General features: G+C 63.1%; 18 protein-coding genes. 12 read left to right on the forward strand and 6 right to left on the reverse strand.

Annotated elements, in window-relative coordinates; genetic code table 11:
• The first annotated feature begins 7 nt into the window (after positions 1-7).
• The 5 genes from urtC to ACVJGD_RS43975 all read left to right on the forward strand — a co-directional run bounded on the left by urtC (position 8) and on the right by ACVJGD_RS43975 (position 4,671).
• On the forward strand, positions 8-1,147 hold the full coding sequence (gene urtC, locus ACVJGD_RS43955) for an urea ABC transporter permease subunit UrtC (RefSeq protein ID WP_456639915.1): 1,140 nt from the start codon (positions 8-10) through the stop codon (positions 1,145-1,147).
• A gap of 10 nt (positions 1,148-1,157) precedes the next feature.
• Positions 1,158-1,913, forward strand: coding sequence for an urea ABC transporter ATP-binding protein UrtD (urtD, locus tag ACVJGD_RS43960; protein ID WP_454630536.1), 756 nt, complete (start codon positions 1,158-1,160; stop codon positions 1,911-1,913).
• 200 nt (positions 1,914-2,113) lie between these two features.
• Positions 2,114-2,803, forward strand: a complete 690-nt coding sequence (gene urtE / locus ACVJGD_RS43965) for an urea ABC transporter ATP-binding subunit UrtE (RefSeq protein WP_456639916.1) — start codon at positions 2,114-2,116, stop codon at positions 2,801-2,803.
• 28 nt (positions 2,804-2,831) lie between these two features.
• Positions 2,832-4,061, forward strand: a complete 1,230-nt coding sequence (fmdA, locus tag ACVJGD_RS43970; RefSeq protein WP_456639917.1) for a formamidase — start codon at positions 2,832-2,834, stop codon at positions 4,059-4,061.
• 268 nt (positions 4,062-4,329) lie between these two features.
• Complete coding sequence (locus ACVJGD_RS43975) at positions 4,330-4,671, forward strand: FmdB family zinc ribbon protein (protein WP_208820804.1); 342 nt, start codon at positions 4,330-4,332, stop codon at positions 4,669-4,671.
• A 483-nt stretch (positions 4,672-5,154) separates the two neighbouring features.
• Here the strand turns inward: ACVJGD_RS43975 and ACVJGD_RS43980 are convergent, their stop codons facing one another.
• From ACVJGD_RS43980 to ACVJGD_RS43990, 3 genes are read right to left on the reverse strand one after another with little or no spacing between them, the layout of a single operon-like run.
• Positions 5,155-6,402: a c-type cytochrome gene (locus tag ACVJGD_RS43980; RefSeq protein WP_456639918.1), complete on the reverse strand. Its 1,248-nt coding sequence runs from the start codon at positions 6,400-6,402 to the stop codon at positions 5,155-5,157.
• Positions 6,395-8,173: a GMC family oxidoreductase gene (locus ACVJGD_RS43985; RefSeq protein ID WP_456639919.1), complete on the reverse strand. Its 1,779-nt coding sequence runs from the start codon at positions 8,171-8,173 to the stop codon at positions 6,395-6,397. The genes ACVJGD_RS43980 and ACVJGD_RS43985 overlap by 8 nt, the downstream gene beginning before the upstream one ends.
• Positions 8,174-8,176: 3 nt before the next feature.
• Positions 8,177-8,923, reverse strand: coding sequence for a gluconate 2-dehydrogenase subunit 3 family protein (locus ACVJGD_RS43990; protein WP_456639920.1), 747 nt, complete (start codon positions 8,921-8,923; stop codon positions 8,177-8,179).
• Between the two features lie 435 nt (positions 8,924-9,358).
• Here ACVJGD_RS43990 and ACVJGD_RS43995 point away from each other — a divergent pair, with 435 nt between their 5' ends.
• Entirely contained in the window at positions 9,359-10,213 is an 855-nt protein-coding gene (locus ACVJGD_RS43995; protein WP_456639921.1) for a DUF2066 domain-containing protein, read from the forward strand.
• A gap of 16 nt (positions 10,214-10,229) precedes the next feature.
• On the opposite strand, the gene ACVJGD_RS44000 is transcribed toward ACVJGD_RS43995, so the two are convergent.
• Entirely contained in the window at positions 10,230-11,315 is a 1,086-nt protein-coding gene (locus ACVJGD_RS44000) for a substrate-binding domain-containing protein (protein ID WP_456639922.1), read from the reverse strand.
• A 113-nt stretch (positions 11,316-11,428) separates the two neighbouring features.
• Here ACVJGD_RS44000 and ACVJGD_RS44005 point away from each other — a divergent pair, with 113 nt between their 5' ends.
• The 3 genes from ACVJGD_RS44005 to ACVJGD_RS44015 all read left to right on the forward strand — a co-directional run bounded on the left by ACVJGD_RS44005 (position 11,429) and on the right by ACVJGD_RS44015 (position 15,016).
• Entirely contained in the window at positions 11,429-12,913 is a 1,485-nt protein-coding gene (locus ACVJGD_RS44005) for an aldehyde dehydrogenase family protein (RefSeq protein WP_456640578.1), read from the forward strand.
• 111 nt (positions 12,914-13,024) lie between these two features.
• Positions 13,025-13,864 (forward strand): aldo/keto reductase, encoded by an 840-nt coding sequence (locus tag ACVJGD_RS44010; RefSeq protein ID WP_456639923.1) that lies wholly within the window; start codon positions 13,025-13,027, stop codon positions 13,862-13,864.
• Positions 13,865-14,071: 207 nt separating this feature from the next.
• Complete coding sequence (locus ACVJGD_RS44015) at positions 14,072-15,016, forward strand: DMT family transporter (protein ID WP_456640579.1); 945 nt, start codon at positions 14,072-14,074, stop codon at positions 15,014-15,016.
• A 292-nt stretch (positions 15,017-15,308) separates the two neighbouring features.
• On the opposite strand, the gene ppk2 is transcribed toward ACVJGD_RS44015, so the two are convergent.
• Complete coding sequence (ppk2, locus tag ACVJGD_RS44020) at positions 15,309-16,229, reverse strand: polyphosphate kinase 2 (RefSeq protein WP_456639924.1); 921 nt, start codon at positions 16,227-16,229, stop codon at positions 15,309-15,311.
• A gap of 309 nt (positions 16,230-16,538) precedes the next feature.
• Between ppk2 and ACVJGD_RS44025 the strand changes: the two genes are divergently transcribed.
• A complete protein-coding gene (locus ACVJGD_RS44025; RefSeq protein ID WP_456639925.1) occupies positions 16,539-17,708 on the forward strand; it encodes a fumarylacetoacetate hydrolase family protein in 1,170 nt (389 codons plus the stop codon).
• A 1,114-nt stretch (positions 17,709-18,822) separates the two neighbouring features.
• Here the strand turns inward: ACVJGD_RS44025 and ACVJGD_RS44030 are convergent.
• Positions 18,823-19,284, reverse strand: a complete 462-nt coding sequence (locus ACVJGD_RS44030; RefSeq protein WP_028165031.1) for an Lrp/AsnC family transcriptional regulator — start codon at positions 19,282-19,284, stop codon at positions 18,823-18,825.
• Positions 19,285-19,422: 138 nt separating this feature from the next.
• Here ACVJGD_RS44030 and ACVJGD_RS44035 point away from each other — a divergent pair, with 138 nt between their 5' ends.
• Both ACVJGD_RS44035 and ACVJGD_RS44040 read left to right on the forward strand, forming a co-directional pair.
• Entirely contained in the window at positions 19,423-21,789 is a 2,367-nt protein-coding gene (locus tag ACVJGD_RS44035; protein WP_456639926.1) for a transketolase, read from the forward strand.
• A 193-nt stretch (positions 21,790-21,982) separates the two neighbouring features.
• Positions 21,983-23,413 carry an aldehyde dehydrogenase family protein gene (locus ACVJGD_RS44040; RefSeq protein WP_456639927.1) on the forward strand — a complete coding sequence of 477 codons (1,431 nt, stop codon included), beginning with the start codon at positions 21,983-21,985 and terminating at the stop codon, positions 23,411-23,413.
• Positions 23,414-23,504 lie beyond the last annotated feature (91 nt).

The raw sequence follows: 23,504 nt of genomic DNA on the forward strand, positions 1-23,504 counted from the left end.
AAAGGTCATGATCATCAACTCGCGCTTTTTCAATCGCTCCGAGCTGATCGGCTTCCTCGCGCTCGCGCTACTCCTCTTCGTCATCCTGCCGCTGTCGCTCGATATCTTCCGTCTCAACCTGGTCGCAAAATATCTCACCTATGCCTTCGTCGGGATCGGGCTGGTGCTGTGCTGGGGCTATGGCGGCATCCTGAGCCTCGGGCAGGGCGTGTTCTTCGGCCTCGGCGGCTATTGCATGGCGATGTACCTGAAGCTGGAGGCCTCCAGCGTCGAGAATACCAAGATCCAGTCGACGCCGGGCATTCCCGATTTCATGGACTGGAACCAGCTCACGCAGCTTCCCTTCTTCTGGAAGCCGTTCCACAGCTTTCCGATCACGCTGATCGCCATCATCCTGGTGCCGGGCATCTTCGCTTTCATCATCGGCGCGGCGATGTTCAAGCGGCGCGTCGGCGGCGTCTACTTCGCCATCATCACCCAGGCGATCGCCGCGATCATGACCATCCTGATCGTCGGCCAGCAGGGCTACACCGGCGGCATCAACGGGATCACCGATCTGCGCACGCTGCACGGCTGGGACATCCGCACCGACCACGCCAAGTTCATCCTCTATTTCGTCGAGGTCGTGCTGCTGTTCGCCTGCATCGTCGCGGCGCAGTTCATCCGGCTGACCAAGCTCGGCCGCATCCTGGTGGCGATGCGCGAGCAGGAGGACCGCGTCCGCTTCTCCGGCTACAGCGTTGCCAATTTCAAGATCTTCGCCTTCTGCGCTGCAGCGATCTTCGCGGCGATCGGCGGCGCCATGTTCACACTCGAGGTCGGCTTCATGTCGCCATCTTTCGTCGGCATCGTGCCGTCGATCGAGATGGTGATCTACACCGCGGTCGGCGGCCGGATGTCGATCTTTGGCGCGGTCTGGGGTTCGCTGCTGGTCAATTTCGCCAAGACCAGCCTGTCCGAATCCTTCCCGCAGCTCTGGCTGTTCGGCTTAGGCGCGCTCTTCATCGCGGTCGTACTGGCATTCCCGAACGGGCTCTCCGGCATCTGGCAGGATCATGTGCAGCCGCACATCGACCGCTTGCTGGCTGCGCGGAAATCCAAACCCGGCAACGGCTACTCCGTCGCCGACGGCGCACCTGCGGAGTAGGGGAGAGGTCATGCTCATCGGTCATCAGCCCAAGGATTTCCTGCTCGCGGTCTCCGGCCTCACCGTTTCCTTCGACGGCTTCAAGGCAGTCAACGATCTCTCCTTCTATGTCGAGGACAACGAGATCCGTGTCATCATCGGCCCCAACGGCGCCGGCAAGACCACCGTGCTCGACCTGATCTGCGGCAAGACCAAAGCCACCTCAGGCTCGATCCAGTTCCGCGGCCAGGAGCTGACGAAATTGCGCGAGAACGAGATCGTGCAGGCCGGCGTCGGCCGCAAATTCCAGACGCCGTCGGTGTTCGAGGACTTAACCGTGTTCGAGAACCTCGAAATCTCCTTCCCGCGCGGCCGCACCGTGTTCGGCTCGCTCACCTTCCAGCGCGACGCCACGGTGAAAGAGCGCGTCGAGGAAGTCGCCGAGATGATCTTCCTGAAGGATCGCCTCGATACCTATGCGGATCAATTGAGCCACGGCCAGAAGCAATGGCTCGAGATCGGCATGCTGCTGATCCAGGATCCGGACCTCCTGATGCTCGATGAGCCCGTCGCCGGCATGAGCGTCTCCGAGCGCGCCAAGACCGCCGAACTGCTCAACCGCATCATCAAGGGCCGCTCGGTGCTGGTGATCGAACACGACATGAAATTCGTCGAGGACATCGCCCACAAGGTCACCGTGCTGCATCAAGGCCAGATCCTGTCCGAGGGGACGATGGAGCACGTCAAGAACGACCCGAAGGTCATCGAAGTCTATCTGGGCCACTGAGTATAATGACGTTTAGCACAGCCGCCGCCACGCGCACCGTACACCTCTCCCAAGCGGGGAGAGGTCGGATCGCATCGCCAGATGCGATCCGGGTGAGGGGGGACGCTCTCTCGTGGGACCGGATCCCCTCACCCGGCGCTGCGCGCCGACCTCTCCCTGTGGGAGAGGTAAAGAAACGCACCGCGCTCTAGGAGACGATCATGCTCGCAATCTCCGATCTTCACGTCGCCTATGGCCAGAGCGAGGTGCTGCACGGCCTCAACGTCTCCGTCGCGGCCAACGAGATCGTGGCCATCATGGGCCGCAACGGCATGGGCAAGACCACGCTGATGAAGTCGCTGATGGGCATCCTGCCCACCAAAAGCGGCTCGGTGACCATGGACGGCACCTCACTCAACAAGCTCGAAAGCTATGAGCGCGTGGCCAAGGGCCTGGCCTATGTGCCGCAGGGCCGCATGATCTTCTCCACCATGACGGTGAGAGAGAACATCGAGACCGGCCTGGTCGTGCACGGCGAATCCGAGGTGCCCGGTGACATATACGAGCTGTTCCCGGTGCTGCTGGAGATGAAGAGCCGCCGCGGCGGCAATCTGTCCGGCGGCCAGCAGCAGCAGCTCGCGATCGCCCGCGCGCTCGCGACCAAACCGAAAGTGCTGCTCTTGGACGAGCCGACCGAAGGCATCCAGCCCTCGATCATCAAGGAGATGGCGCGCACCTTGAAGCGCATCCGCGACGAGCGGGGATTATCGATCGTCGTCTCCGAGCAGGTGCTGAGCTTCGCGCTCGATATCGCCGACCGCGTGCTCGTCATCGAGAACGGCGAGATCGTGCGCGACGATCCACGCGACAGCGTCGATGCCGCGCAGATCTCGAAATATCTGTCCGTCTAACCAAGGCTAGTAAAAAGGGGAGCTTTTGATGCCAGAGACACTCATCAAGGTCGATCTCACCAAATCGGCTTATGACAACGACATGGTGCATAACCGCTGGCACCCGGACATCCCGATCGTGGCGTGGGTCAATCCCGGCGACGACTTCATCATCGAGACCTACGACTGGACCGGCGGCTTCATCAAGAACAATGATTCCGCCGACGACGTGCGCGACATCGACCTGTCGATCGTGCATTTTCTGTCCGGCCCGATCGGCGTCAAGGGCGCCGAGCCCGGCGACCTCCTGGTCGTCGATCTGCTCGATGTCGGTCCGCTCAAGGAGAGCCTGTGGGGCTTCAATGGCTTCTTCTCCAAGCAGAACGGCGGCGGCTTCCTCACCGATCATTTCCCGCTGGCGCAGAAGTCGATCTGGGACATCAAGGGTCTCTACACCTCGTCACGCCACGTGCCGGGCGTGAACTTTGCCGGTCTGATCCATCCCGGCCTGATCGGCTGCCTGCCCGACCCGAAGATGCTCGCGACCTGGAACGCGCGCGAGGCCGAGTTGATCGCGACCAATCCGACCCGCGTCCCCGGGCTTGCCAACCCGCCGTTCGCGCCGACCGCGCATGGCGGCCGCGCCAAGGGCGATGTGAAAGCCAAGATCGGCGCCGAAGGCGCTCGCACCGTGCCGCCGCGCGAGCACGGCGGCAACTGCGACATCAAGGATCTCTCGCGCGGCTCGAAGATCTACTTCCCGGTCTATGTGCCCGGCGGCGGCCTGTCGATGGGCGATCTGCACTTCAGCCAGGGCGATGGCGAGATCACCTTCTGCGGCGCGATCGAGATGGCCGGCTGGCTGCACATCAAGGTCGACGTCATCAAGGACGGGGTGGCAAAATACGGCATCAAGAATCCGATCTTCAAGCCGTCGCCGATCACGCCGAACTACAAGGACTTCCTGATCTTCGAAGGCATCTCGGTCGACGAGGCCGGCAAGCAGTATTACCTCGACGTCCATATCGCCTATCGCCAGGCCTGCCTGAACGCGATCGAATATTTGAAGAAGTTCGGCTATTCCGGCGCGCAGGCCTATTCGATCCTGGGCACCGCGCCGTGCCAGGGCCACATCTCCGGCGTCGTCGACGTGCCCAACGCCTGCGCCACGCTATGGCTGCCGACGGAGATTTTTGACTTCGACGTGATGCCCTCGTCGGCCGGTCCGATCAAGCACATCAAGGGCGACATCCAGATGCCGATCTCGCCGGACAAGTAGCTCCCTGCGCGACGGGTGCGGGACGGCGCGTATTGGCCGTCCCGCACCCGCCCCGAGTTTTTCAAGCCTGATCGCGCTAGAGCAATCGCCGATCAGATCGAAAGGTAGCCCCGGTGAAGCTGCGCTCCCTCTCCCGCTTGCGGGGGAGGGCTGGGGTGGGGGGCCTCCACATCGGGATTCCCCGAGTGGAGAGAGCCCTCTCCCGGCCTCTCCCGCAAGCGGGAGAGGTGAAGATTTAGCCTGATCGGATCATGCGCGAGGAGGAAAAATGCCTGTCTACGAATATCTCTGCAACGAATGCGGTCCGTTCAAGGACATGCGGCCGATGTCCGAATGCGACCTGCCGCAAGGCTGCCCGCAATGCGAAGCGGAATCGCCACGCGTCATCCTGACGGCGCCGAGCTTCTTCTGCATGCCTTCCGACAAGCGCAAGGCCCACGCCGTCAACGAGCGCAGCGCGCACGCGCCGAAAACACTCGACCAGTACAAGGCCTCACACGGCCCCGGCTGCGGCTGCTGCTCCGGCAAGAAGCCGGCACGCCTGATGACCAAGAGCAAGACCGGCGCCAAGGGTTTTCCAACGGCGCGTCCCTGGATGATCAGCCATTAGAGCATGATTGGATCGGGTCGAATCGTATCCGCGATGGATGCTGCACTCCCTCTCCCGCTTGCGGGCAGGGCTATCGCATATGAAAATAGAACTTGGTGGGCGGTCCCTTCGCGGCCCATCCTTCGAGACGCCGCTGCGCGGCTCCTCAGGATGAGGTCTGATTTCGCGGCGGAATCTTAGACCCTCATGGTGAGGAGCGCCGCTTGCGGCGCGTCTCGAACCATGAGGCCCGCCTCGTTCACGGCCACCAAACAGCCATATGCGATAGCCCTGCGCTTGCGGGGGAGGGCCGGGGTGGGGGTGCCTCCGCGATGGGACCATCCGTGGGGAGAGAGCCCTCACCCGGCGCTGCGCGCCGACCTCTCCCGCAAGCGGGAGAGGTGAAGTGAACTCGCCGCCGATTCAACCAAATCGCATCACGCCATAGAGGCCGTGCTGGCGCGTGCACTCCTGCCGCGCGGCATCGGCATTCTTATCCTGACCTCAGTCTCCGCGCGCTGCGGTCTCGGTCCGAACGCGGCTGACGTCCTTTGCCTCAATCGGCGGCGCAGCCCCGCCCCAGGAGTTCCTGATGTAATTGAGGACGTCCGCGACCTCGGTGTCGTCGAGTTGCCAACCATAGGACGGCATACCGGGCGATGTCGGTTCGCGAGCGGTCGCCACGCTTCGGGCGCCGCGCAATACTATTCGTATCGCCGTCGTTGGATCGTTCGATCTGGCGCCGGAGGCATCGGCGATCGCAGGAAAAAGATTTGCAACGCCGCGGCCATCGAGCGCGTGGCACGCGGAGCACTGGTCGCGATAGATCGCGCTGCCCGAGATCATCGTCGCGGAGTTCTTTGGCAACGGCGCTACACTTTCCGTTTTCCCTGGCAGGGACTTGAGATACGTCGCGATCGCCTTGGTGTCCTCGTCCGTCATATGCGACGTCGACAATGACACGGCTTCCGCCATCGGCCCGGTTGCGGCCGTGATCCGGTTGTGGCCTGTCTTCAGATAGGTGGCGATATCTTCGACAGTCCAGTTCCCCAAACCAGTGCGTTTATCATTCGTGATATTGGGCGCAAACCAACCCTGAAGATATGATCCCTGCAGGTATTGATCGGTCTTGTCACCACCCAGAAAGGTCTTGGGGGTGTGGCAAGCCGCGCAATGGGCAGGACCCTCGACGAGATACGCGCCTCGATTCCACTCGGCAGATTTGGACGGATCGCGTTTGAATTCGGACCGATCGAAATAAAGAGCATTCCACAGACGCATGGCGGAGCGGATGTTGAAGGGGAAGGGCAGGCTCGTGGGCGAGACCTTGTTTCGGACCGGCTCGATGCTGCCGAGATAGGCACGTATCGCCAGCACGTCGTCTCGCGATAGCTTGGCATAGGCGGTGTATGGCATCGCCGGATAGAGGAATCCTCCGTGCCGCCCGATACCCTTTCTGACAGCGCTGTCGAAAGCCTCGTCACTCCATGCACCAATGCCCGTCTCGAGATCCGGCGTGAGGTTGGCTGAAACGATATTGCCGAACGGTGTTTCGATCGCTCGGCCGCCCGCGAAAGCTTTGCCGCCGGGAATCGTGTGGCAACTGATACAGTCGGAAGCCGTCGCGAGGTAGCGGCCGCGTTCGATTTGCGCGAATTCCTGCAGGTCCGGTTCGCCAGCGAACGCCGGCGAACCGGTGAGCAGGGAAAGCAGAATGGCAGCCAGAAAGACAGGCTTGCGGGAGTTAGGCATCGACCAGCCTCCCCGGATTCTTGAGATACTTGCCGCGGATGGCGGCCGCCGCCCAGTAGGCCAGTGCTCCGACCGTCAATGTGGGATTGTAGCCGGCGTTCTGCGGAAAGGCGCTTGCGCCGAGCACGAACAGGTTCGGCACGTCCCAGCTCTGCAGATATCTATTGATGACGCTGGTGTTCGGATCGGCGCCCATGACAGCGCCGCCGTTGAGGTGCGTCGTCTGGTAAGTGGTGATGTCGTAGGGCCCCTTGCGATACTGCACGGCAAGCTTCTCGGCGCCCATCGCCCTGATGATGTCGGCGAACTTGTCGGTCAGGAATTTGTTCTGCTTGATCTCGTTCTCCTTGAGATCCATCGTGATCCGCATCAGCGGTCGCCCGAAACGGTCGGTATAGGTGGGATCGAGGTCGAGATAGACGTCTCGATATGAATAGAAGCTGCCGTGCACGCCGGTGCCGGGCTTCACCGTGCTGAGGTAGTTGTCCTTGACCGCCTTCTTCCAGTCCGCGCCCCACTTGGGCGTACCAGGCGGCACCAGCGTGCTTTCGATCGGCCGGGCGCCGGTCTGCACCTGCCCCATATAACCGCCGCCGACGAAGCCATGGGGTCCGTGGTCGAAATTGTCGCCGTTGAACTCGTCGATACACATTCCGATCGAACCCGATCCGATGAACGGGTTGAAGTTGAACTTCTTGTTGTCGAAGAAGCCGTTCACCGTCGAGATCGTCTGATGCGTGTAGTTGCGTCCGACCACGCCGGTATTGGCAACCGGGTCGTATGGCTTTCCAATTCTGGAATGCAGAAGCAGTTGAACATTGAACAGTGCAAACGCCGACAGGATGACGAGATCGGCTTGCTGCTCCCATTCCTCTCCACTGGAGTCGACGAACGTCACGCCCGTCGCGTGCGTTCCGGATCGGTCGAGGTTGATCCTGATCACCTCGGAATTGTCGCGCGCCGTGAAGTTCGGTTTGCGGATCAGGTAAGGGATCAATGTCGTTTGCGGACTGGCCTTGGAATAGTTGCTGCAGCCGAACCACTCGCAGAACCCGCAATAGGTGCATGGCCCGAGGCGCAATCCGAGGGGATTCGTGTAGGCTTGAGAGAGGTTTCCGGATGGCTGCGGGAACGGCTTATAGCCCAACTCGCGCGCCGCTTTCCCGAACAGCGTGTGGCTGAAGGGCTGGGCTTGCGGCGGCGTTGGATAGGGCCGCGAGCGCGGCCCTTCGAACGGATTGCCGCCTTCCAGGATATTACCTTTCAGGTTTCCCGCCTGGCCCGACGTTCCACAAAGATACTCGAAGCGATCGTAATGCGGCTCGAGTTCGTCGTAGGTGATGCCCCAGTCCTGGATGGTCATATCGGCGGGCAGAAAAGACGCGCCATAGCGCTCCGTGAGGTGTGTCTTCAAGACGAAATCAGACGGCAGGAATCGCCACATCTCGGCGTTCCAATGTGTGCCGCCACCGCCAACGCCGTTGGGCGGCATGAAAGCTCCCCAACTTCGTATCGGCAGAGCCGTCTGGCTCATCGTGTTCCGGAATGTGAACGTGAGCTGGTCGGGTCTTAAGAAAAGCTCATGACGAATGCGATAGCGCAATTCATCCTGCATGTAGGTCGGTGGAAAGTCGGTCGGTGCATCCCGCCACGGGCCGCGTTCTATCGCGATGACGTCGAGCCCCTCGTCGGTAAGCTCGTTGGCCATGACGGCGCCAGTCCAGCCGAAACCAATGATCACAACGTCCTTTTTCGGGAGTCTGCGCGCCATCTCTCACCTCGTCCATTGAGCGCTGCCGGTGATGCCGACGGGCGGCAATGGAAAGCGCTCGTTATGCCGGCTGACCCAATCCAGGTAATTGTAACGCGCGCCGGGATAGCCGATCATCTTCCATGCGATCATGTCGCGATTGCCGCCGTAAATCGGGTCCGCGAAGAATCCCATCTGTACATCCTTGACGGCTTGCTCGAAGAACGACTTGCCATCGACGCCTTCCAGCTTGAACCCGCCCAACTCCAGTCCCTTGAGGACCTCGTCCTTGTCGTCGCCGGGCAGGTCTGCAAACGGCTTTCCGCCGTATGTCGCCTTGCAGGCGCGATCAAGCGCGGCGAGAGCGTCGCGATAGGCTTGCGCCGGTCCCTTGTCCGATTGAGGTCCCTGACTCCTGGTGCCGACCTGGAAGGGAGGACGGACGTAGAGACCCTCCTGCCTGCCGTAAGGCCCCGCCAACTGGCGGTCGACGAATACGGCGCAGCCGGCATCCTTGCCGCCCGGTGTCTCCGCATCAGGCGGAATGATGCAGTCAGCCAGCGCTTCCATGGCCCGCCCCTCGTCTCCAGTGAAAAACTCCCACGGCCCGAGCTTTGCTCGCGAAGGCGGTTCTCCTGCGTTCGGCATCCAGGGCAGTTGCCCGGCGATGGTAGCAGCGCGCACGCGCGTCGCACCGAACAGCAACATCGCAGTGCCCGCAAGAAATTCCCTGCGCCGAATGACCAGCCGAGTTGGGTTGGATGATCTCATCTTCGTTTCCTCTTCGATCCAACGCACAGTGATTTCGCTCCACGGTGCCGCGGGCATTTCCTGTTGGCGGGGCTGTTATGACGTAGGGGTCTCTAGCTTCGGACCAAACATCGATGGAAGTGAAATCCCTGCGATTTTGAAATGAAGAATATTCATCGGCGAAACCAACCGGCGCTGCGCGAGGATTCGGTCATCCGGCTTCGCGTCTGCCAAAAGCGCGACACTGACGCCGACCAGCGTTCCAAGGTCGTGGAACCCGGAGCGGCCGGCAGGAAACGCCCGATGCGCGCGATATTGCACTGCGCAATGCACCCATCGCGCTTTCGAGCCTCCGACCTCTCGACATTGTTAGAAGGTTTAAGCAGTACTTTTGATCGCGGGGCCAAGCGAACAACGCCTGATCCTCGTTGACCCCGGACCATCAGGAGGATGAGCGTGCTTGCTCGGCATCTGACCAGGCGATGTCCAGATGTGGTCGCTGTCATCATCAAGGCATCGCTGATTGTTGCTTTGGCGAACTGGTCCAGCACATTTGCAGCCGCGGCCGAGACTCTCTATCGCGCACAGACCATCGTCACTGGACAAGGCGAAGCCAATCGCTTCGTCGGCTTCGCCACTTGTCTCGAAGACGTTCTCGTCAAGGTTTCCGGAGCTCTCAAGCTCGAGAGCGATCCTCGACTAGACGCATACAAATCGCGCTCGGCTGATTTCGTCAGCGCCTATAGCTACCACGACCAGATGGCTGGCAGACCGAAGCGCGATGAGCAGGGCACCCGCGATCGGCCGTACGATTTGATCGTTGATTTCGATGACAAGAAGATCAACGACGTTCTTGACTCGCTCGGCGTCGAGCCCTGGCTTTCGCGCCGCCCGATCCTTGGCGCTTTTGTCCAGATGGAGCAAGGCTCAAGACGATATATCGCCACATCGGATGCAAAGCAGTCCGACCTGCAACGTGACTCACTCCTCGCCGCGGCCTCAAAGCGGGGCATGATGATCGTGCTGCCTGACGTCGCGGCGTTGGCGAAAGCGAACATCAATGCCGCAGAGCTGTTGACGACACCATCCTCGACATTGGCGTCTGTGGCGGCCGAACGGGGTGGCGAGGTCGTCTTGGTTGGACGGCTAAAGTGGGAGGATTCGGATCTCGGGTGGGCGACGGAGTGGCGGATGGACTGGAACGGCCGGACCTACCGATGGCAGCTCCGCGGCGTCACGTTCGATGAAGCGTTCCGCCGCGGCATCGGCGGGGCAGCTCAAATCCTCTCAGGCAACGGCGAACCGGGATAGGCAACTGGGTTGTGCGTCAGCGATCGCTGTGCATCCGTTCCAGGAAATCCTTCACGCCGCTGACCTTGCCGGTTTCGGAGGCAACGTAGCCGGGCAGGGCGTCGATGGCCTTGTGGAAAGCGCCGCCCTTCATGATCTCGAGCACGCGCCGCATCGGTTCGGTTTCGAGGAATGCGCGCTTGCAGACAAAGAAATAGTCCTCCGTGAGCAGCCGGATGAAGTCGAGCCCGAATTGACGCGCCGCCGCCTCCACGCCGAAGCTCGCATCCGCCATGCCGCTGGCGACATAGGCGGCAACGGCGGCATGCGTGAATTCGATCTGCTGCGCGCCGTTGATCCTGCTTTCCGGAATCCGGTGCAGCGCCAGGAGCTGATCGAAGAGCTGCCTTGTGCCTGAATCGTGATCGCGGTTGACGAAGCGCGCCTTGCGATCGACCAGATCCTTCAGTGAGCTGATCTTGAGCGGATTGCCGCGCTTGACCATCAGTCCCATTTCGCGCGTGACAAAACTGATCACGCGGTGCTCGCGCGGATCGAGCCACTCGCGGCAGGCCTTGATGCCTTGAGGGCGCAATTCGCCGCGCGGCAGATGCACGCCGGAGAGATCGCAGGCGCCCTGCGCCAGCGAGACCAGCGAGTTCTGGTTGCTGACATAGCGAAGGTCGACGCCCATGCCGGTCTCGCGATCGAGGAATTCACGCAGCTTTGACACCGCAAAGCCGTGGCTGGCATGGACGCGGATCACCGAGGGACGCTGATGCAGGAACGGCTTGATCTCTGTGACCAGCTCCTGCGCGAGGTTTTCCAGTTGCGGGCCGAGCCGCGCCTGCATCCGCTCGCCGGCCCAGACCAGCTTCTCGCCGAACGGCGTCAACTTCGAGCCCTTGCCGCGCTGGGTCTCCACCAGCGGCACGCCGAAGAACTCCGACCATTGGTCGATCAGGTTCCAGACATGGCGGTAGGAGAGATGCGCGTCAGTGGCCGCGCTGGAGATTTTCCCGGTTTTGCGGATCTGGTTGAGGATGCCGAGCATCACCACCGCGGTCTGCGGGCTGCCTTCGCGGTGAAATCGCCAGATGGTTTCGATCTCGATCTGCAGCATCGGTGTATCTTATGAAATGAAGTTCATATTCTTGGCATCCATAGGCAGAACATATCATATTTACTGCGGACGATCTGCTCCTAGGTTTGGTATACCAACCAGGAGGAAATATGATGTCGATTGCATATGACTATACGCGGGAGGCGCCCAGCCGTTCTGCCGTCCGGGAGGAGTTGCTGCTGATCGACGGCGCCCGCGTCCCGGCCATCTCGGGCCGTACATTCAAGTCCCTCAACCCGGCGACCGAAGACGTGATCGCGACGATCGCCGAAGGCGGAGCGGCGGATGTCGACCGCGCGGTTGCCGCCGCGCGCCGCGCGTTTGAGGGACCATGGCGCACCATGCGCGCCGCCGAGCGTGGCCACATCCTGCTGAAATGGGCCGAGCTGTTGAAGCAGCATGCCGACGAGATCGTCGAGCTCGAAAGCCTCGATGCCGGCAAGCCGATCGCGGCTGTGCTGCGGCAGGATTTTCCGGCGGCGATCGATACGCTCATCTATTACGCCGGATGGGCCGACAAGATCGGCGGCGACGTGGTGACCACCCGCGATGATGCGCTGACCTACACCGTCCGCGAGCCGGTCGGCGTGGTCGCTGCGATCGTGCCCTGGAATTTTCCGCTGATGATCGGCATGTGGAAGCTCGCGCCGGCGCTGGCGTGCGGCTGCACCGTCGTGATGAAGCCGGCCGAGCTGACCCCGCTGTCGGCGCTCCGCATCGGCGAGCTCGCGCTCGAAGCCGGTCTTCCGCGCGGCGTGCTCAACATCGTGCCGGGGCCCGGCCGCATTGCCGGCGAGGCGCTGGTCAATCATCCTGATGTCGACAAGGTCACGTTCACGGGCTCGCCCGGTGTGGGACGCGGCATCATGCGCGGCGCCGCCGGCAATTTCAAACGCGTGTCGCTGGAGCTCGGCGGCAAGTCGGCCAACGTCATCTTCGAGGACGCGAACCTCGATGCCGCAGCGAAGGCCGCGGCCGCCGGCATCTTCTTCAACGCCGGACAGGTCTGCTCGGCCGGTTCGCGCGTGCTGGTGCAGGAGAGCGTCTATGACGAGGTGGTCGAGCGGCTGGCCGCACGCGCGAGCGCATTGCGCATCGGCGATCCCCAGGACCGTGCCACTGCGCTCGGACCTGTCATCTCCGAGAAGCAGATGCGGACCATCCTCGATTACGTCGAGATCGGCAAGAACGAGGGTGCGCTGCTGGTGACCGGCGGCGAGCATGTCGGCGATCGCGGCTATTTCATCAGCCCCGCCGTGTTCGCCAACGTGAAGCACGAGATGCGGATCTCGCAGGAGGAGATCTTTGGCCCCGTCGTCAGCGTGATCAAGTTCAAGGATGAAGCCGATGCGCTGAGGATCGCCAACGGCACGGCCTACAGCCTCGCCGCCGGCGTCTGGAGCAGCGACATCGGCCGCGTGCAGCGCTTCGCGAAGCGCGCGCGGGCCGGCACGGTGTGGATCAACACCTATGGCTATACGGACGTGCGGCTGCCCTGGGGCGGCGAGCGCGATTCAGGTCTCGGCCGCGAGCACGGCACCGCCGCGATCGACAATTTCACCGAGCCCAAGGCCGTCTGGATGAACCTCAACGTCTGAGGGCATGAGAGGTTGGTGAGCGCGGCCGAAGGTCTCCGCTTCCGCCGCGACATCGTCATCGGTTTCGTCTAAGGTCCGCACCCCGCGGCTCCCCTGACGAACGAGGCGATCATGCGCAGCAAAAAATTCAGCCATCATGGCCCCGACGTCTCCGTGATCGGGCAGGGCACCTGGTATCTCGACCGCGGCGACCGTAAGGCGGCGGTCGCGGCGCTGCGCCGTGGCATCGAGCTCGGCATGACCCACATCGACACCGCGGAGATGTATGGCGACGCCGAACTCGTGATCGCGGACGCCATCGAAGGCCGGCGCGATGAATTGTTCCTGGTCTCGAAGGTGCTGCCCAGCAATGCCTCGCGCCGCGGCACCATCGCCGCCTGCGAGCGCTCGCTGAAGCGGCTGAAGACCGATCGGCTCGACTGCTATCTCCTGCACTGGCGCGGATCCTACCCGCTGGAGGACACCGTCGCGGCGTTTGAGGAGCTGGCCGCTTCCGGGAAAATACGGTCCTGGGGCGTCAGCAATTTCGACGCCGATGATCTTGCCGAGATCCTGGAAGTTTCTGACGAGGGCAGGATCGCCTGCAACCAGGTGCTCTATCACTTGCAGGAGCGCGCGATCGAGCACGCCGTGATCCCCTGGTGCGAAAAGCATGGCGTTGCCGTCGTCGCCTACTCGCCATTCGGCCACAATGATTTTCCCTCGCCACGGAGCAAGGGCGGCGAGGTGCTGCAGAAGATCGCCGAAGCGCACAACGCCACGCCGCGCCAGATCGCGCTGGCCTTCCTCACCCGCGCGGCCTCTGTGTTCGCGATCCCCAAGGCATCGAGCGCGGAGCACGCCGCCGCGAACGCGGTGGCCGGCGACCTCGTGCTCAGCGCCAGCGAGATCGAAGCTTTGGACAAGGCTTTTCCGCGCGGCCCGAAACCGCGCTCGCTGCCGATGCTCTAACCAACGCGTCACGATTCTTAACAAAGTGTTGCAACCGCTGGGGCGTGCTGCGCGCGTACATTCGCGCATATCGGAGTCCTGTTTTCAGCCCTTGTGGTTGCGCTCCAATTGGAGTTTTTTGGCAGCTCGCCAGATTCGCTGGATATTGCCTTCGAGATTGCCGTGACTCCGCCCCCCGCCGCAGCCGCCAGGCTGGACAGCGCTATATTGCCATTGCCTGCAAAGAAATCTTCCTCCCGCAAGGCGCCCGCGCGCGCCGACCGGCCGTTCAAGGGCATCGCCCTGATCCTGCTGTCGACGGTTTTCCTCGGCACCTCCGACGTCACCTCGAAATATCTGTCGGCCACGCTGCCCTCGATCGAGATCGCCTGGATCCGCTTCTTCGTGTTCGCGCTGATCATGTCGCCGGCGATGCTGCCGGGCTCGCCGCTCTTTGCGCTGCGGACTGGCCGGGTCGGCCTGCAGTTTCTCCGTGGCGCAGCGCTGCTCGGTTCGTCGCTGTTCTTCATCTCCGGCCTGCGCTTCCTCCCGATCGCGGAAGCTTCCGCCACCGGCTTCGTGTCACCACTGTTCGTCACGGCGCTGTCGATCGTTTTCCTGGGCGAGAAGGTCGGCTTGCGGCGCTGGATCGCGACCGCGCTCGGCCTCATCGGCGTCCTCATCATCCTGCGTCCCGGCACCAGCGCGTTCCACGTCGCAGCCTTCTTCCCGCTGCTGTCGGCCTTTTGCTGGGCCTCGACCTTGATCATGACGCGCATGATCAGCGGCCGCGATGCCGCGATCACCACCATGACCTATTCCGCGATCACGGGCCTCGCCATTATGAGCGTCATGGTGCCGTTCGCCTGGGTCACGCCGACTTGGCACGACATCATGTTCGGCATCCTGGTCGGCGTGGCGTCGACCGCGGGCCAGTGGATCGTGGTGCTGGCCTTCCGCTACGCCGATGCCTCGGTGCTGGCGCCGTTCTCCTACACGCAGTTGCTGTGGGTCAGTCTGCTCGGCTTCTTCGTCTTCGGCGAGGTGCCGAGCATCTGGACCGTGATCGGCGCCGCCTTCATCGTCGCCTCCGGCCTTTACACCGCCCACCGCGAGCGCGTCCGTCAGTCGCAGCTATTGACCGTGCCCGGCGAACCTTCGCCGAACGCCTGAGCCTCCGGCCTCCCGTCATTGCGACGAACCGTAGGGTGAGCAAAGCGCAGCGTTCCCACCCTGTTGCCCCTCATGGTGAGGAGCGCGCAGCGCGTCTCGAACCATGAGGCCCCCGCCGGCGGCCTCGCCCTTCGAGACGGTCGCTCTGCGACCTCCTCAGGGTGAGGGGATGAGTTGGAGTGCGCGGCAAGCGTAGCGTAAGCAAAGACGCGTCTCGCGCCGTGTCGACCATCAAGGACTCCGCTTGCGAGGGTGGGCGCGCTGCGCTTTGCCCACCCTACGAAGCCATCCGCTAAAACCGCGCCGGAACGTACATCTCCGGCGGGATCGGGCCGCGGTGATAGTCGGGATTGCGGACGCGCGGCGGCAGCACGACCGGGATGTGCTGCACCGGCCCATACGGAATCTGTGTCAACAGATGCGAGATGCAGTTCAGCCGGGCGCGCTTCTTGTCCACGGCATCGACGATCCACCACGGCGAGTCGGGCAGGTGGGTGTACTCCAGCATCGTCTCCTTGGCCTTGGTGTACTGCTCCCATCGCGACCGCGCCTCGACGTCCATCGGGCTCAGCTTCCATTGCTTCAGCGGATCCTGGATCCGCATCGTGAAGCGGAATTGCTGCTCGTCGTCGGTGATCGAGAACCAGTATTTGATCAGGATGGTGCCGGAGCGGATCAGCATCCGCTCGAACTCCGGCACCGATTTGAAGAACTCCTGGTACTGCTCGTCGGTGCAGAAGCCCATCACGCGCTCGACGCCGGCGCGGTTGTACCAACTGCGGTCGAACAGCACGATCTCGCCGCCGGCGGGCAGATGCGCGACATAGCGCTGGAAGTACCATTGCGTCCGCTCGCGCTCGCTGGGCGCCGGCAGCGCCGCAACGCGGCAGACGCGCGGGTTGAGGCGCTGGGTGATGCGCTTGATCACGCCGCCCTTGCCGGCGGAGTCGCGGCCCTCGAACAGGATCACGACCTTCTTCCTCTCGTGCTGCACCCAGTCCTGCAGCTTCACGAGCTCGCCCTGCAGCCGCAATAGCTCGCTGAAATAGAGCTTGCGATCGAGCGCCGGCAGGCCGGCCCGCGCGGCGTCGTCGAGATCGTCCAGCCGCGTGTCGTCGAGTTCCAGCTCGAGCTCTTCGTCGAGATTGTCGGCGATTTCCTGGTTGATGCGCTCGCGCAGGGCGGCTTCGTCGATCGGAGTGGATGTGGTCATGAAGTGCTGTCTCTCTCGTCTGTTCACAGGCGGGTGTGGACTGGCGGAATTGACGCTGCTTCTGTGACATCGGGATGACGAGCGTCTCACACTGGCGTCGCAGGCGTGCTAATAAGCGCCGCTATTGCCCGTCATGCCCCGCGAAGGCGGGGCATCCAGTAAACGCGGGTGCTTGTGGTTTGGCCGAGAGGCTGGAGTTTACTGGATCGTCCGCCTGCGCGGACGATGACGGCGGAGTGGAGGCGGCGGCTGGGGAAGCCTCAGCCGTTGTTGCTGGCCAACAATGAAAAGGGATGGGAGATAGCCCAAATGATCACGCTGACCGCTAAGGACATCCTGCCGGAGGACGGCACCAACGGCACGCTGGTCGGCCGCGTCTGGTTGCCGCAGCTTCAAGGTCCGGCCGTGGTCGCGATCCGCGGCGACGGCGTGTTCGATGTGACCGCGCGCTTTCCGACCGTCAGCGCGCTGTGCGAGGAGAGCGATCCGGCCGCCGCGCTGCGCGCCGTCAAGGGTGAGCCGCTCGGCGATCTCGACAGCATCGTGGCCAACACGCCGCCGGACCGCCGCGATCGGCAAAAGCCCTGGCTGCTCGCGCCGCTCGATTTGCAGGTGCTGAAGGCCGCAGGCGTCACCTTTGCCATTTCGATGCTGGAGCGCGTCATCGAGGAGCGTGCACGCGGCAATCCGGCGTCCGCCGAAGCGATCCGCAAAGAGGTGGTGCGGCTGGTCGGCGACGACTTCTCCAGGCTCAAACCTGGATCGGAGGAGGCGATGCGGCTGAAGCAGGTGCTGATCGAGCAGCAGGCCTGGAGCCAGTATCTCGAGGTCGGCATCGGCCCCGACGCCGAGGTCTTCACCAAGGCGCCGGTGTTGTCCTCGGTCGGCGCCGGCATGGATGCCGGCCTGCATCCGAAATCGACCTGGAACAATCCGGAGCCGGAGGTCGTGCTCGTCGTCTCGAGCGGCGGCAACATCGTCGGCGCAACGCTCGGCAACGACGTCAATTTGCGCGATTTCGAGGGCCGCTCGGCGCTGCTGCTCTCCAAGGCCAAGGACAACAACGCCTCCTGTGCCGTCGGCCCGCTGCTCCGCCTGTTCGACCGCAGTTTTTCGCTCGATAATGTGCGCAACATGGATGTCGGCCTGACCGTGAAGGGCTCGGATGGTTTCGTTCTCGAGGGCCATTCGTCGATCAGCAAGATCAGTCGCGATCCCACCGACCTCGTGGCGCAGACCATCGGGCCGGTCCATCAATACCCCGACGGCTTTGCGCTGTTCCTCGGCACCATGTTCGCGCCGGTGAAAGACCGCGACGCGCCCGGCCAGGGCTTCACCCACAAGCGCGACGACATCGTCACGATTGCAGCACCCGAGCTCGGCAAGCTCGTCAACCGCATGCGCTCAAGCGACGAATGCGAACCGTGGACGTTCGGCATCTCGGCATTGATGAAGAGCCTCGCCGTTCGTGGTTCGTAGGTGGTTGGCGAAGCGTAACCCACCAATCGCGTGCCAAAACTCACCGCCGTCATTCCGGGGCGCGCGTAGCGCGAGCCCGGAATCCATTCGTCCAGTTGCGCAAGCGGCGAAATAGATTCCGGGCTCATCGCTTCGCGATGCCCCGGAATGACAGTGTGTGTTGTGGCGCGAGCTATGCAAAAAATGCCCGTCGGGCAAATCACCAAAAGTCTGTCGAGCCCTCGCGCGAAAAATATTCCGCTTCCGTCGTCGGGCAAATCAGCACTATGACTCCGCGCGTCTCACGGCGGATGAGGGGCGGCTCGCGATCGTCACGAACGTTGCGGTGAGATGCGGTGGACGTGATGGGTGTGACTGACGAGCACGCACATCACGGACGGCGAAGTCGTGTGGTCCTGGCGCCCCGACGCTGGCGCTAAGTCTTGCGGAGATGATCCGTGAGGCGACGGTGGCAAGAAAGCCCGGTCACCGGGGAGAGCGCGAAGGAAACCGTAACACCATCGCGCAGGGAAAGCCGGAGTTGCTTCGGTTGACCTGTGGCCCTACCCCCGTGCTTTTTGTTGCACGGGGCCCACGGGTGCAACCGGCACCCGGCTTTCCCTGCGCCCTCTGATATCGAAGAGGGTGGAACGGACGCAAAGCTCGGGCGCAATGCGCCGCGAGAACGCAGACTCACATCCTCACGCTGTTTGACATTTGAATCCGAATCCCACCCCACGTCGTCCCGGGCTTGCGCGCCGCGGCGAAGCCCCTTGGCGTAGCCGGGCCCCGGGACCCATAACCACAGGCCGTTGTCGTGTGCTACGCTGCAGCCACTTGCTCGCGCCACAACACCTCTCTGTGGTTATGGGTCCCTGCTTTCGCAGCGACGACGGCGGTGCGAGACCCACCAGTGACGAAACAGCAACGACAGAAAAGACACGCGCTCAACTCTTTCCCCTCACCCTGAGGAGGCCGCGTAGCGGCCGTCTCGAAGGGCGAGGCCACCGGCGGGGCCTCATGGTTCTCCCGGCGATGCGAAGCATCGTCCGGAGACGCGCGCGTTTGCGCGCTCCTCACCATGAGGGTCTAGCACCGCCCCCACAGTCATCGCGAGACGCGACACACCCCGGCCTCACACCGGCAGTGCGATCGAGTACTTCACCTGGCTCAGCGCAAAGCTCGACTCGATCGAGGCGATGCCGTCGAGCCGCGTCAGCTTGTTCTTCAGGAAGGCTTCATAGGAGGAGAGGTCGGCGGCGACGACGCGCAGGAGATAGTCGCGATTGCCGGTCATCAGATAGCATTCCAGCACCTCGTCCCATTTCGAGATCGCGCGCGCGAAGCGGTTGAGGTCTTCCTCCTTCTGCCGCGCCAGCTTGATCGAGATGAAGACGCTGACATGCAATCCCAGCGCCTTCTGGTCGACGGTCGCGATGTAGCGCGTGATCACGCCGCGCTCCTCCAGCAGTTTCACACGGCGGTGACACGGCGAGACCGACAGGCCGACCTTGTCGGCCAGTTCCTGCATGGTCATGCGGCTGTCGGTCTGCAGCAGGCTGAGGATCTTGCGGTCGATGGCGTCTAGCGCTGGCATTGGGATGGACTCGCAGTTTGGAAGCGGGACGTGGGAATTTATCCCAATCCTGGGCGGTATGTCGCAAGGATTTGAGATTTTTGCCGATGGCTCCCCCGCTAAAATCAGCGCATATTGAATTGCGCCCGGAGCATGGTCATGGGAATTGCGCCTGAACGCCTGGAGCTGTTGTCCGCCTTGGCGCGGAAAGTGCTCTGGCTGTCGTCATGGACGATCCATCACGCCAACCATATCCGGCCTAACGCGGATGGGCTGAAGGTCGGCGGCCACCAGGCATCGTCAGCCTCGCTCGCCAACATCATGTCGGCGCTCTATTTCTCGGTGCTGCGCCCGCAGGATCGCGTCGCGGTGAAGCCGCATGCGAGCCCGGTGTTCCATGCGATCCAGTATCTGTTCGGGCATCAGAGCCGCGAGAAGCTGGAGAATTTCCGCGGCTACAAGGGCGCGCAGTCCTATCCGTCGCGCACCAAGGACGCCGACGACGTCGACTTCTCCACCGGCTCGGTCGGGCTCGGTGTGGCGCAGACGCTATTCGCGTCGCTGGTGCAGGATTACGTCAAGTCGCATGGCTGGATGAAGGACCGGCCCGAGGGCCGCATGATCGCGCTGGTCGGCGACGCCGAGATGGACGAGGGCAACATCTTCGAGGCGCTGCTCGAAGGGTGGAAGCACGGGCTGCGCAACACCTGGTGGGTGGTCGACTACAACAGGCAGTCGCTCGATGCCGTCGTGCGTGAAGGATTGTGGGCCAAGTTCGAAACCATGTTCCGCAATTTCGGCTGGGACGTGGTGATCGTCAAATACGGCAAGCTGATGCTTGAGGCTTTTGCCGAGCCGGGCGGCGAGGCGTTGAAGCGCTGGATCGATAATTGCCCGAACCAGATGTATGCCGCGCTCTGCTTCCAGGGCGGCGCCGCCTTCCGCAAGCATCTGCGGGACGACATCGGCGACCAAGGACAGGTCTCTGCCCTGATCGACCGCCGCAGCGACGAGGAACTGCTGGCGCTGATGTCCAATCTCGGCGGCCATGACATGGCGAGCATGATCGAGGCGTTCGAGGCGATCGACCATGATCGCCCCGTCTGCTTCATCGCCTACACCATCAAGGGCGTCGGTCTGCCGTTCCAGGGCCACAAGGACAACCATGCCGGCCTGATGACGGTCGCGCAGATGGAGAAGTGGCGCACCAGCCAGAACATCCGTCCGGGCCACGAGTGGGAGAAGTTCGAAGGCCTGTCGCAGGATCCTGCCGCGCTCGAAGCGTTCCTCGCGCAAGCGCTGTTCAACCGCGAGGGTCGGCGCCGGCTGGAAGCGCCCGCGATTGAGGTGCCACCGCAGCTCGCCTTCAAGCCGTCGGCGCAGATGTCGACGCAGCAGGGCTTTGGCCTCGTGCTGAACGAGATCGCGCGCGGCGACAGCGCGCTCGCCGCGCGCATCGTCACCGTGTCGCCCGACGTCACGGTCTCGACCAATCTCGGCGCCTGGGTCAACCGCCGCGGCCTGTTCGCCAAGGCGGAGAACCACGATCTGTTCCGGCAGGAGAAGATCCCCTCCGCCTATACCTGGGAATATTCGCCGAAGGGCCAGCATTTCGAGCTCGGCATAGCCGAGATGAACCTGTTCATCCTGCTCTCGGCGCTCGGGCTCTCGCACCAGATCAACGGCGAGCGGCTGCTGCCGGTCGGCACCCTCTATGATCCCTTCATCGAGCGCGGCCTCGATGCCTTGAACTATGCCTGCTACCAGGATGCACGCTTCATGGTGGCGGCGACGCCATCGGGCGTGACGCTGGCGCCCGAAGGCGGCGCGCATCAATCGATCAAGACGCCGCTGATCGGCATCGGCCAGGATGGGCTCGCCGCATTCGAGCCTGCGTTCGTCGACGAACTCGCCGTGATCATGGCTTTCGGCTTCCAGCACATGCAGCGCGAGGGCGCCGATGGCGGCTCGGTCTATCTGCGGCTGTCGACCCGCACCATCGAGCAGCCGCAGCGCATCATCTCGCCGGAATTGCAGCGCGACATCACCGACGGCGCCTATTGGCTGCGGCGGCCGGGGCCGAACTGCGATATCGTGGTTGCCTATACCGGCGCGGTCGCGCCGGAGGCGATCGAGGCGGTTGGCTTCATCGGCGAGAGCCATCGCGATGTCGGCCTGCTCGCGATCACCTCCGCCGACCGGCTGCATGCGGGATGGACCGCCGCACGGAATTTGCGCCGCGACCGGCGCGGCGTGCAGCATCTCAGCCATGTCGAAAAGCTGCTCTCAGCCCTGCACCGCGACTGCGGTCTCGTCACCGTGCTCGACGGCCATCCGGCCTCGCTCGGTTGGCTGGGGAGCGTGCGCGGCCATCGCGTCGAGGCGCTGGGGGTGGAGCATTTCGGCCAGACCGGCTCGATCGGCGATCTCTACCGTCACCACGGCATCGACGCCAACGCCATCATCGATGCCGCCGAAGCGGTTACCGTCGGCGCCCCGGTGCGGCACCGCAAAATGGCGGTGTGAGGCAGGAGGACGGAGAGGGGGAGGGAGCGACAGCGGGCCGTCTTGCCACCACCTCGAGGCTGATCTTATATCCGGTATCCGCCGCATCGCGGCGCACCGCATATGGCGGGTTCAACTGATCAAGCTTTCGTGCAAGGATGCCTGCCGAACGCTTCCGTTCTGTTCTCCATACGCCCCGTACAAGAGGTTTTCGATGGTCAACCGCCTGCAATTCTATATCGACGGCGCCTGGGTCGATCCCGTCGTCAAGAAGTCCACCCCCGTCATCAATCCGGCAACCGAAGAGGCGATGTATGAAGTGGCGCTCGGCTCCAAGGCCGACGTCGACAAGGCGGTGGCTGCCGCCAAGCGCGCCTTCGAGACCTATTCGCAGACCAGCCGCGAGGAGCGCGTCGCGCTGCTGACCAAGATCGTCGAGGTCTACAAGCGCCGCATGAAGGAAATCGGCGCCGCCGTCTCTGACGAGATGGGCGCCCCATTGCCGATGGCGGAGAAGCTGCAGGCCGGCGCCGGCCTCGGCCACCTCATGAACACTTTAGAAGTACTCAAGAAGTATGAGTTCGAGGAAACCATGGGCACCGCCGTGATCATCCGCGAGCCGGTCGGCGTCATCGGCATGATCACGCCCTGGAACTGGCCGCTGAACCAGATCGCCTGCAAGGTCGCGCCTGCGCTCGCGGCCGGCTGCACCATGATCCTGAAGCCGTCCGAGTTCACGCCGACCTCGGCGCTGATCTTCGCCGAGATCCTCGATGAAGCCGGCGTGCCGAAGGGCGTGTTCAACTTGATCAACGGTCTCGGTCCGGAAGTCGGCGCTGCGATGAGCGAGCATCCGGATATCGACATGATCTCGTTCACCGGCTCGACCCGCGCCGGCGTTGATGTCGCCAAGCGCGCCGCGCCGACCGTGAAGCGCGTCAGCCAGGAACTCGGCGGCAAATCGCCGAACGTCATCCTCGACGACGCCGACCTCGTGAAGGCGGTGACCGGCGGCGTGATGCACATGTTCAACAATTCCGGCCAGTCCTGCAACGCGCCGTCGCGGATGATCGTGCCGCTGTCGAAGATGAAGGAAGTGGCTGCCATCGCCAAAGGCGTCGCCGACAAGACCAAGGCCGGCGATCCCCGCGCCGACGGCACCACCATCGGCCCAGTCGTCAACCGCGGCCAGTGGGACAAGATCCAGGCGCTGATCAAGAAGGGCATCGACGAAGGTGCCACGCTGGTCGCCGGCGGCCCGGGCCTGCCCGAGGGCGTCAACAAGGGCTTCTACGTCCGCCCGACCATCTTCGCCGACGTCACCAACGAGATGACGATCGCCCGCGAGGAGATCTTCGGGCCGGTGCTGACCATCATCGGCGCCAAGGACGAGGATGACGCCGTGCGAATCGCCAATGACACGCCCTATGGTCTTGCGGGCTACGTCTCCGCCGGCACGGTGGAGCGTGCGCGCAAGGTCGGTCGCCAGATCCGCGCCGGCAACGTCAACCTGCAGGGCGTGCCCAACGAACGTACCGCGCCGTTCGGCGGCTACAAGCAGTCCGGCAATGGCCGCGAATGGGGCAAGTTCGGCCTGGAAGAATATCTCGAGGTGAAGGCCGTCGCCGGCTTCAACGCGGCGTAACGGCTGCAGGCTCGTAGGGTGGGCAAAGGCGCGTAAGCGCCGTGCCCACCATCGAGCACTCAACAAGTACGGTGGGCACGCTTCGCTTTGC

It is taken from the genome of Bradyrhizobium sp. USDA 10063 (genome assembly GCF_054063735.1).

Bases quoted from the DNA above. Each gene is read 5' to 3' on its own strand.
- urtC (WP_456639915.1), top strand. From the start codon at position 8: ATGATCATCAACTCGCGCTTTTTCAATCGCTCCGAGCTGATCGGCTTC.
- fmdA (WP_456639917.1), top strand. From the start codon at position 2,832: ATGCCAGAGACACTCATCAAGGTCGATCTCACCAAATCGGCTTATGAC.
- ACVJGD_RS43990 (WP_456639920.1), bottom strand. From the start codon at position 8,923: ATGAGATCATCCAACCCAACTCGGCTGGTCATTCGGCGCAGGGAATTT.
- ACVJGD_RS44030 (WP_028165031.1), bottom strand. From the start codon at position 19,284: ATGCCAGCGCTAGACGCCATCGACCGCAAGATCCTCAGCCTGCTGCAG.
- urtD (WP_454630536.1), top strand. From the start codon at position 1,158: ATGCTCATCGGTCATCAGCCCAAGGATTTCCTGCTCGCGGTCTCCGGC.
- ACVJGD_RS43975 (WP_208820804.1), top strand. From the start codon at position 4,330: ATGCCTGTCTACGAATATCTCTGCAACGAATGCGGTCCGTTCAAGGAC.
- ACVJGD_RS44035 (WP_456639926.1), top strand. From the start codon at position 19,423: ATGGGAATTGCGCCTGAACGCCTGGAGCTGTTGTCCGCCTTGGCGCGG.
- ACVJGD_RS44005 (WP_456640578.1), top strand. From the start codon at position 11,429: ATGTCGATTGCATATGACTATACGCGGGAGGCGCCCAGCCGTTCTGCC.
- ACVJGD_RS43980 (WP_456639918.1), bottom strand. From the start codon at position 6,402: ATGCCTAACTCCCGCAAGCCTGTCTTTCTGGCTGCCATTCTGCTTTCC.
- urtE (WP_456639916.1), top strand. From the start codon at position 2,114: ATGCTCGCAATCTCCGATCTTCACGTCGCCTATGGCCAGAGCGAGGTG.
- ACVJGD_RS44010 (WP_456639923.1), top strand. From the start codon at position 13,025: ATGCGCAGCAAAAAATTCAGCCATCATGGCCCCGACGTCTCCGTGATC.
- ACVJGD_RS43985 (WP_456639919.1), bottom strand. From the start codon at position 8,173: ATGGCGCGCAGACTCCCGAAAAAGGACGTTGTGATCATTGGTTTCGGC.
- ACVJGD_RS44000 (WP_456639922.1), bottom strand. From the start codon at position 11,315: ATGCTGCAGATCGAGATCGAAACCATCTGGCGATTTCACCGCGAAGGC.
- ACVJGD_RS44040 (WP_456639927.1), top strand. From the start codon at position 21,983: ATGGTCAACCGCCTGCAATTCTATATCGACGGCGCCTGGGTCGATCCC.
- ACVJGD_RS44025 (WP_456639925.1), top strand. From the start codon at position 16,539: ATGATCACGCTGACCGCTAAGGACATCCTGCCGGAGGACGGCACCAAC.
- ppk2 (WP_456639924.1), bottom strand. From the start codon at position 16,229: ATGACCACATCCACTCCGATCGACGAAGCCGCCCTGCGCGAGCGCATC.